Origin of the sequence: Microbispora hainanensis (genome assembly GCF_006874475.1) — a bacterium.
GTDB lineage: Bacteria > Actinomycetota > Actinomycetes > Streptosporangiales > Streptosporangiaceae > Microbispora > Microbispora hainanensis.
In genome coordinates this window covers 1-8608 of the sequence record NZ_VIRM01000098.1, presented here as the reverse complement: position 1 = coordinate 8608, position 8608 = coordinate 1, and the positions used below count along the sequence as shown (strand labels likewise).

Below are 8608 nucleotides of genomic sequence, written 5' to 3'. Positions count from 1 at the left end.
TCCTCGCATCACGAGCAGCGATGACGGGTCGGATGATGACCGCGGCACAGGAGCCTCCTGGAAAACGGTGCGGCCGGAAAACAGTGCGGCCGTGGCCCCGCCCGCCTGACGGCGCCGGTTGGCACCGCCGCGACGGCATCGAGGTCGGCGTCAACGATGCCGGTGCGGCTCCGGACGACGATCAGGCGGGCGGGACGTTCTGGGGGGAAAGGGACGTGGTTGGTTCCCGTCCGCTTGACCGCATGCGCCATGGCCACGGCGCCGGGGATGGGCGGGAGGCGCCGAGGCATGCGGGACGGAACGGTCAAGCGGACGGGCGTCTGGATCCGGCGGGCGAGAGGTCGGACCGCGTGGCGGGCACGCGGATCAGGGTGAGTGGGGCAATCGGGCCATCGGGGTGCCCTCGATCACTCCGATGGCGGGGGATGTTCGGATCGCGATGCTCGTGGGGTCGGACAGCGCTCGCTCGACGACGACTCCGGCCGCGCCGCGTGAGGCGGCGCCGAAGCCGAGTGTGGACGCGACGAACCGGCAGCGCTCGACGGCGCCGGTCACGCCCACACGCGCCAGCTCCTGCTCCGCCGCCGGGATGATCCGGTCGGCGAGCCTGGCGAAGTAGCCGCCCAGCACGATCGCTCGCGGGTTGAAGAGGTTGACCAGCATGGCCGCTCCGATTCCGAGCCACCGGCCCACCTCCACTGCGGCGGCGTCGACACGGGGGTCTCCCTCCGCACGCCGCTGCTCGATGTCGGCCAGCCGTTCCTCCGGGTCGCGGACGACCTGGTGGTCCGTGCCGTACGCCCGGTCGGGTGTGGCCATGCGGACCAGCGCGGCCAGTCCGACCTTGGTCTCCCAGCAGCCGACACGGCCGCAGCGGCACCGCTCGCCGGACGGATCGACCATGACGTGGCCGACCTCCCCGGCGAATCCGTCCGCTCCGCCCAGCAACCGCCCGCCGGAGATGACGCCGCCGCCGACGCCCACCTCGCCGGTGAGGTAGACGAGATCGGAGGTGCCCGCCGCGACCCCCGAGGTGTACTCGGCGAGCGCGGCGAGGTTGGCGTCGTTGTCCACCGTGACGGGGATGTCTCCGTGGATGTCCGCGTGGGACAGCCGCTCCGCCACCGCCACGCCGTGCCAGCCGAGATTCGGGGCGACGACGACGGTGCCGGTCGTGGTGTCGATCAGGCCGGGGATCGCCACGGTGATCCCGGCCAGCGCGATCCCGAGCCGGTCGAGGTCGGCGACGGTCCTCTCGATCACGCGGACCAGCTCGTCCAGTGACCGTTCCGGGCCCGATCCCATCGCGTCGAAGCCGATGCGCCGGTCGATGAGCACCCGGCCGGCGAGGTCGGTGGCGATCGCGGCGATGTAGTCGACGTTGACTTCGACGCCCAGGGCGCCGACCCGCGAGCCGTCCAGGTCGAGCGCGACACTCGGACGGCCGACGGAGCCGGCGTGCTGCGGGCCCGTCTCCTTGACCAGTCCCCGTGCCTGCAGCTCGCTCACCAGGCTGGTGACGGTGGTCTTGTTCAACCCGGTCGCGACGGCGACGGCCGACCGGGAGCACGGGCCGTGCGTACTCACGTGGCGCAGCACCAGAGCGAGGTTCGAACGGCGCACGGTGGCCTGATCCGCGGGAAGCCCCGCGGATCCGCCGCGACTCATCGAGTCGGTCGTGTGGCCGTCGGCCCTGCTGTGGTCCACGCCGCTCCTTCAATTAGTTCGCATGGTTCGCCGAATTAAAGACAGCGACGTCCGGAAGAGACAAGTGTGAAACCGGTTGCAAGTTCTGTAACGTTCCGATAACCGGAATCGGGATAGATCGCGACGTGCGGAAATGCGAGCGATGCCAACTCGTTACGCACTCCGGGGGTGCACGATCGGACATCCGCGTGTTACAACCCTCATTAATTGATCTCGGAGACAAACAAAAGGCAGGTGGACGCGGGTGTCGAAGAAGCCGCACCTCACCCGCGCCCCGAGCGGGGCCGCGCCGCCGGCGGGTCCCGCCGCCCTCCGCAGGGCGAACCTCTCGCTGGTGCTGCGCGAGCTGCGCGACCACACCTCCCTGTCCCGCGCCGACATCGCGGAGGCGACCGGGCTGCACCGGGCCACCGTCTCCAACCTCATGGCCGAGCTCCTGGAGCGGCGGCTGGTGCGGGAGGTCGGCGTCGAGCACGTGGGTGCGATCGGGCGTCCGAGACGGGCGGTCGCGCTGCACGGCGCGCACGTCGGCGCCCTCGGCATGGAGATCAACGTCGACTACATCGCGGTCCACGGCACCGATCTCAGCGGCCGGGTCCTGGTCGAGCGCCGGGTGGTCTACGACACGATGGGCAATGGCCCGGACAACTCCGTGCGCCGGCTCGGACTCGTGGCCAAGGAGGCCGTGGAAGCGATGCGCCGGGCCGGCGCGGCTCCCGCCGGCATCGTCGTGGCCGTCCCCGGACTCGTGGACGTGGCCCGCGGAGTCGTGACGCTCGCGCCGAACCTCTACTGGCGCGATCTCCCCCTGGCCGGCCAGCTGAGCGCCATACTCGGCCCGCTGCAGGTTCCGGTGCGGGTGGACAACGACGCCAACCTCGCCGCGGTGGCCGAATTCACCTCGGGCATCGCCGCCGGCACACCCGACCTGGTCTACCTCACCGGCGAGGTCGGCGTCGGCGGCGGCATCATCTCGGGTGGCAGGCTGCTGCGCGGAGCGGACGGATTCTCCGGCGAGGTCGGACATCTGCGGGTCGATCCGAACGGCGACCAGTGCGGCTGCGGCCGCGTCGGCTGCTGGGAGACCAAGGTCGGCCTGGCCGCGCTCGTCCGTGCCGCCATGCCCGAGCAGGCGTACGGCCTGCCCGGCATGCCGGTGCCCGACCCCGGTGAACGGATGGCCGACATCGCCAGAGGCCTGGCCTCGGGCGACCGTCGGATGATGATGGCGGTGGCGCAGGTGGGCGAGTGGCTCGGGCTCGGCGGCTCGATCCTGGCCAACCTGTTCAACCCGCGAGTGATCGTCATCGGAGGCTACTTCGCCTCACTGGCCCAGTGGCTGCTGCCGCACGCGCAGGACCAGCTGCAACGGCTCGTGATGGCCGCCCCCGCCGCCCAGTGCCGGTTCGTCGCCTCCACGCTCGGCTTCGGCGCCGCCTCCCGCGGCGCCGCGAGCATGGTGGTCAACCACATCATCGACGACCCTGCGACGATCATGGATCCATTACCCGGGCCGGCAGCCTACTGACGGCCCCCCACAGACCTGGAGAGGGCACCCTCCAGCAACCGCAATATCCGCTACGACCAAGTGGCAACAAGCGCGGCGGCGCGCGCCTTGCCTGACGTCCCCCCGGTCAGGAAGGGTTTTCAATGTCTCCACGTCAACGAACGTGGGCCAGGCCGTTCAATGCGGCCGTGCCAGAAAAGGGACGACGTATGAGACGTCGGACCGCGGCGACGATGGCCATGGCCCTCGTCGCTCCCGTCATCACGCTCTTCTCGGCGCCGGTGAGCGCCGAGGCCGCCACGACCACGGCCGCGGCGGCGGCGCCCGACTTCAAGGTGCTGGTCTTCTCCAAGACGACCGGCTTCCGGCACGACTCGATCCCCGAGGGCATCGCGGCCGTGCAGAAGCTCGGCCAGGAGAACAACTTCGCCGTCGACACCACCGAGGACAGCACCAAGTTCACGGACGACAACCTGGCGCAGTACCAGGCCGTGGTCTTCATGTCCACGACCGGTGACCCGCTGGGCACGCAGGACCAGAAGGACGCCTTCCAGCGCTACATCGAGAAGGGCGGCGGCTTCGTGGGCGTCCACGCCGCCGCCGACAGCGGATACAACTGGGCCTGGTACGGCAAGCTGGTCGGGGCCTACTTCAAGCAGCACCCGGCGATCCAGCAGGCCACCGTCAAGGTCGAGGACCCGGCGCACCCGTCCACCAAGGACCTGCCGACGACCTGGAGCCGTACCGACGAGTGGTACGACTACCAGACCAACCCGCGTGGCACGGTCCACGTCCTGACGTCGCTGGACGAGAAGTCCTACTCCGGCGGCACGATGGGCGCCGACCACCCGAACACCTGGTGTCAGGACTACGACGGCGGCCGTTCGTGGTACACCGGGCTCGGCCACCAGAAGGAGAACTACAGCGAGGCCAACTTCCTGAAGCTGCTCCTGGGCGGTATCAAGACCGCCGCGGGTGCCGAGAAGGCCGACTGTTCGGCCTCGCAGAGCAGCAGCTACGAGAAGGTGGCGCTCGACACCGAGACGTCCAACCCGATGATGCTGAACATCGCCAAGGACGGCCGGGTCTTCTACATCGACCGGCTGGGCGACGTCAAGATCATCAAGCCCAGTGGTGGCACCGTCCTGGCCGCGCACATGAACGTGTTCACCGCCAACGAGAGCGGTCTGCTCGGCATGGCGCTGGACCCGGCCTTCGACACCAATCACTGGATCTACCTCTACTACTCGCCCAACGGCTCCGAGAACGTCGATCGGCTGAGCCGGTTCACGGTCACCGGCGACACGCTGGACCTGTCGAGCGAGAAGAAGCTGCTGGACGTCCCGGTGCAGCGCGCCGAGTGCTGCCACCACGGCGGCGGCATGGTGATCGACCCCAAGACCGGCAACCTGTGGCTCGGTACGGGTGACAACACCAACCCCTTCGCCTCGGACGGCTACGCGCCGATCGACGAGCAGCAGGGCCGGGCCTACTGGGACGCTCAGCGCAGCGCGGGCAACACCAACAGCCTGAGCGGCAAGCTGCTGCGCATCCACCCCGAGGCTGACGGCACCTACACCGTCCCCTCGGGCAACCTGTTCGCCCCGGGCACGGCGAAGACCAAGCCGGAGATCTACGGCATGGGCTTCCGCAACCCGTTCCGGATCGGTCTCGACCCCAAGACGGGCAACATCATGCTCGGCGAGTACGGCCCCGACGCCAACTCCGCCAACGCCGCCCGTGGCCCGCAGAACACGGTCGAGTGGAACCTCATCACCAAGCCGGGCAACTTCGGCTGGCCGTACTGCATCGGCAACAACACCCCGTACATCGACTACAACTTCGGGACCAAGCAGTCGGGGGCGGCGTTCAACTGCGCGGCTCCGGTCAACGACTCGCCGAACAACGACGGCCTGACCAGCCTGCCGCCGGTGACCCCGGCGACGATCTGGTACCACTACGCCGCCGACGCGAACAACTTCCCCGAGCTCAGCGGCGGCGCGCCGATGGGCGGCCCGGTCTACCGCTACGACCCGAACGTCCAGTCGACCATCAAGTGGCCGGCGTACTGGGACGGCAAGGCCATCTTCGGTGAGTGGAACAACAACGCGCTGTGGTCGTTCCAGCTGAACGAGGACGGCTCCAAGCTCGTCGAGATGAACAAGATCATGACGACGCTGAAGTTCCTCAAGCCGATGGACATGAAGTTCGGTCCTGACGGCGCTCTGTACCTGATCGAGTGGGGTTCGGGCTTCGGCGGCGACAACGCCGACTCGGGCGTCTACCGCATCGAGTACACCAAGGGCGTCCGCCCGCCGGTCGCCACCGCCACGGCCGACAAGACCGACGGCCCGCTGCCGCTGACCGTGCAGTTCTCCAGCGAGGGCTCGCGCGACCCGGACGGCAAGGAGATCACGTACGCGTGGGACTTCGACGGTGACGGCAAGACCGACTCCACCGAGGCCAACCCCTCCTTCACCTACACGAAGGCCGGCGAGTACAGCGCCGTCCTGACCATCACCAGCGCCGACGGCAAGACCGCCACCGCCAGCGTCACGATCGAGGCGGGCAACAGCAAGCCCGTCGTCAAGGTCGAAGTGCCGCCGAACGGAGCGTTCTTCGAGTTCGGCGACCAGGTGAAGTTCAAGGTCACCGTCACCGACGCCGAGGACGGCACGATCGACTGTGACAAGGTGCAGATCCAGTCGATCCTGGGTCACGACACCCACGGTCACCCGCTCGACCAGACCAAGGGCTGCGAAGCCACGGTGCAGACCGCCATGTCGGGCCACGGTGAGTACGACAACCTGTTCTACGTGATCGAGGCCAGCTACACCGACCAGGGCGCCGACGGCGGGGCCAAGCCGCTGACCGGCCGTGGCCAGGTCATCCTGCAGCCCAAGCGCAAGCAGGCCGAGCACTTCTCGCAGACCGGCCGGGTTACCGGCGGACTCGGCACGGACGCCGCCGGCGTCCAGGTCGAGGACACCACCGACTCCGCGGGTGGCGCGAAGGACATCGGTTACATCCAGGACGGCGACTACTGGTCGTTCGACCCGGTGAACCTGACCAACATCAGCGCGATCCGGCTGCGGGCCTCTTCGGCCGGCGCGGGCGGCACCGTGCAGATCCGCGTCGGCAACCCCGACGACGGCACGCTGATCGGCTCGGCGGAGATCACTCCGACGGGCGACTGGCAGACGTTCAAGGACGTCACGGTCAACCTGAACAACGCTCCGACGACCAGCGGCCCGATCTTCTTCGTGGTGCGCAAGCCGGCCAGCGCGGCCAATGACGCCAACCTGGCCAACTTCAACTGGGTCGACTTCGTCGGCAAGGGCGCCACGGAGAACCAGCGCCCGACGGTGACCGCGTCGGCGACCCCGACCACGGGCACCGCTCCGCTGAAGGTCGACTTCACCGCGACGGGCACCGACCCCGAGGGTGACCCGGTCACCTACAAGTGGGACTTCGGGGTGAACGGCGCGCCGCAGCCGACGACGGCCAACGCGAGCTACACCTACACCGCCCCGGGTAACTACACCGCGACGGTGACGGTGACCGACGCCAAGGGCGCGGCCACGACCCAGCAGATCGCGATCAAGGTGAACACGCCGGCCACGGTGTGCTTCAGCGGCCGCTCGGACGACTTCCTGGGCAACCAGCTCGACCGGGACCGCTGGTCGGTGATCCGGGAGAACCAGGACCTGAGGGTCGCCGACGGCAGCCTCATCATCCCGACCTCGGCCACCGACATCTACCAGACGACCAACAACACGCCGAACATCGTCGTGCAGCCGGCGCCGTCGGGCGCCTGGACGGCCACGGCCAAGCTGACGCTGAGGGCGACCGACGCCTACCAGCAGGCAGGTCTGGTCCTGTACGGCGACGACGACAACTACGCCAAGATCGTGCTGGAGGGGCGCTCGACCTCGGGCTCTGACCACGCCAGCCGCATCTTCCAGTTCATCCGCGAGGACAAGGGCGCTCCCAACGAGGTGACGGCGAGCAACACGGCCAACCTCGGGGACACCTACCCCGACACGGTGTACGTGCGGTTCATCAGCGACGGCACCAACATCACCGCGCACTACTCGTCGGACGGCACCACGTTCACCGCGATGCCGGAGACCAAGCCGCTCGCCGGGATCACCAACCCGAAGATCGGCCTGATCTCGCTGGCCGGCGCCAACCACCCCGTGGTGGACGCGGCGTTCGACTGGTTCCAGATCACGCCGGACGACAAGGCCACCGCGCCGACGCCGGACGACGAGTTCGACGGCACCACGCTCGACAACTGCCGCTGGAACGCGATCGTCCGGCCCGAGGCCACGGCGGTGCGCGTGAGCGACGGCAAGCTGCAGCTCGACACCACCACGGGTGACATCTACGGGACGACCAACAGCGGCCCGAAGAACTTCATCCTGCAGACCGCTCCGGACGGCGACTGGACGCTGGAGACCAAGGTTGACGCCTCGGCCCTCAACGAGCAGTACCAGCAGGGCGGCCTGATGGTGTACGGCGACGACGACAACTACGTGAAGTTCGACTTCCTTGCCACCAACGCCGCAGGGTCGACGGTGGCGCGGACGATCGAGCTGCGCAGCGAGGTCGGCGGCACCGTGCAGAACCCGCAGCCGCAGGTGAACAACCTCACCACCGGTGTGTGGTGGCTGCGCCTGAAGAAGGAGGGAGACAGCTTCACCGGCTCCTACTCCTCCAACGGCACCACCTGGACCGACCTCGCCACCAACGGCACGGTCGCGGTGGTGAAGAACAGCGCCGTGGCGAACGCGTCGAAGATCGGTGTCTACACCATCGGCACCAACCAGAGCGCGTCCAAGACGGTCACGTTCGACTACTTCAAGCTGATCAAGGCGCAGAGCGACCCGGAGGTCAAGCTGACCGTCACGGCCGCCTCCCGCTGCATCGGCACCTCGGCGTACGTGGCGGTCACGGCCGTCAACGACGGCGACGTGCCGGCGACGATCACGCTGACCACCCCGTTCGGCACCAAGACGGTGGCCGACGTGGCTCCGGGCAAGCAGGCCTACCAGTCCTTCAACACCCGGGCCGGGAACATCGACGCGGGCACGGTGACCGTCACCGGCACCGCGACGATCGACGGCAAGCAGGCCACCTCGTCCTACGACGCCGACTACGCGGCGGCGAGCTGCCGCTGACCGCATCACCGGCGGTGACCTCGGTCACCACGACGAGGACACCGCCGTAGCTCAACCCGGGGCCGGCCGCCCAGCCGGCCGGCCCCGCCCCCCATAGATGGAGCGATTCATGAAGATCACCAGGTCCAGCCAGATACTCGCCGCGTCCGTGCTCGGCCTCACCCTCGCGGGTGCCGGTCTGGCCGGTCCCGCGGCGGCCGACGACGACCCG

The 8608-nt window shown here is 68.8% G+C and carries 3 protein-coding genes; 2 read left to right on the top strand and 1 reads right to left on the bottom strand.

Going from position 1 to position 8608, the window contains the following annotated elements; translation table 11 throughout:
* Nucleotides 1-366: 366 nt before the first annotated feature.
* The gene (locus FLX08_RS39195) at nt 367-1707 is read right to left on the bottom strand and encodes an ROK family transcriptional regulator (RefSeq protein ID WP_244313225.1); all 1341 of its coding nucleotides are present in this window, start codon (nt 1705-1707) and stop codon (nt 367-369) included.
* Nucleotides 1708-1951: 244 nt separating this feature from the next.
* Here FLX08_RS39195 and FLX08_RS39190 point away from each other — a divergent pair, with 244 nt between their 5' ends.
* Entirely contained in the window at nt 1952-3235 is a 1284-nt protein-coding gene (locus tag FLX08_RS39190; RefSeq protein ID WP_142625321.1) for an ROK family transcriptional regulator, read from the top strand.
* A 188-nt stretch (nt 3236-3423) separates the two neighbouring features.
* Complete coding sequence (locus FLX08_RS43190; RefSeq protein WP_208761965.1) at nt 3424-8397, top strand: ThuA domain-containing protein; 4974 nt, start codon at nt 3424-3426, stop codon at nt 8395-8397.
* The last annotated feature ends 211 nt before the right edge of the window (nt 8398-8608 follow it).

Excerpts from the sequence above, each read along its gene's own strand:
- FLX08_RS43190 (WP_208761965.1), top strand. The coding sequence starts at position 3,424 with ATGAGACGTCGGACCGCGGCGACGATGGCCATGGCCCTCGTCGCTCCC.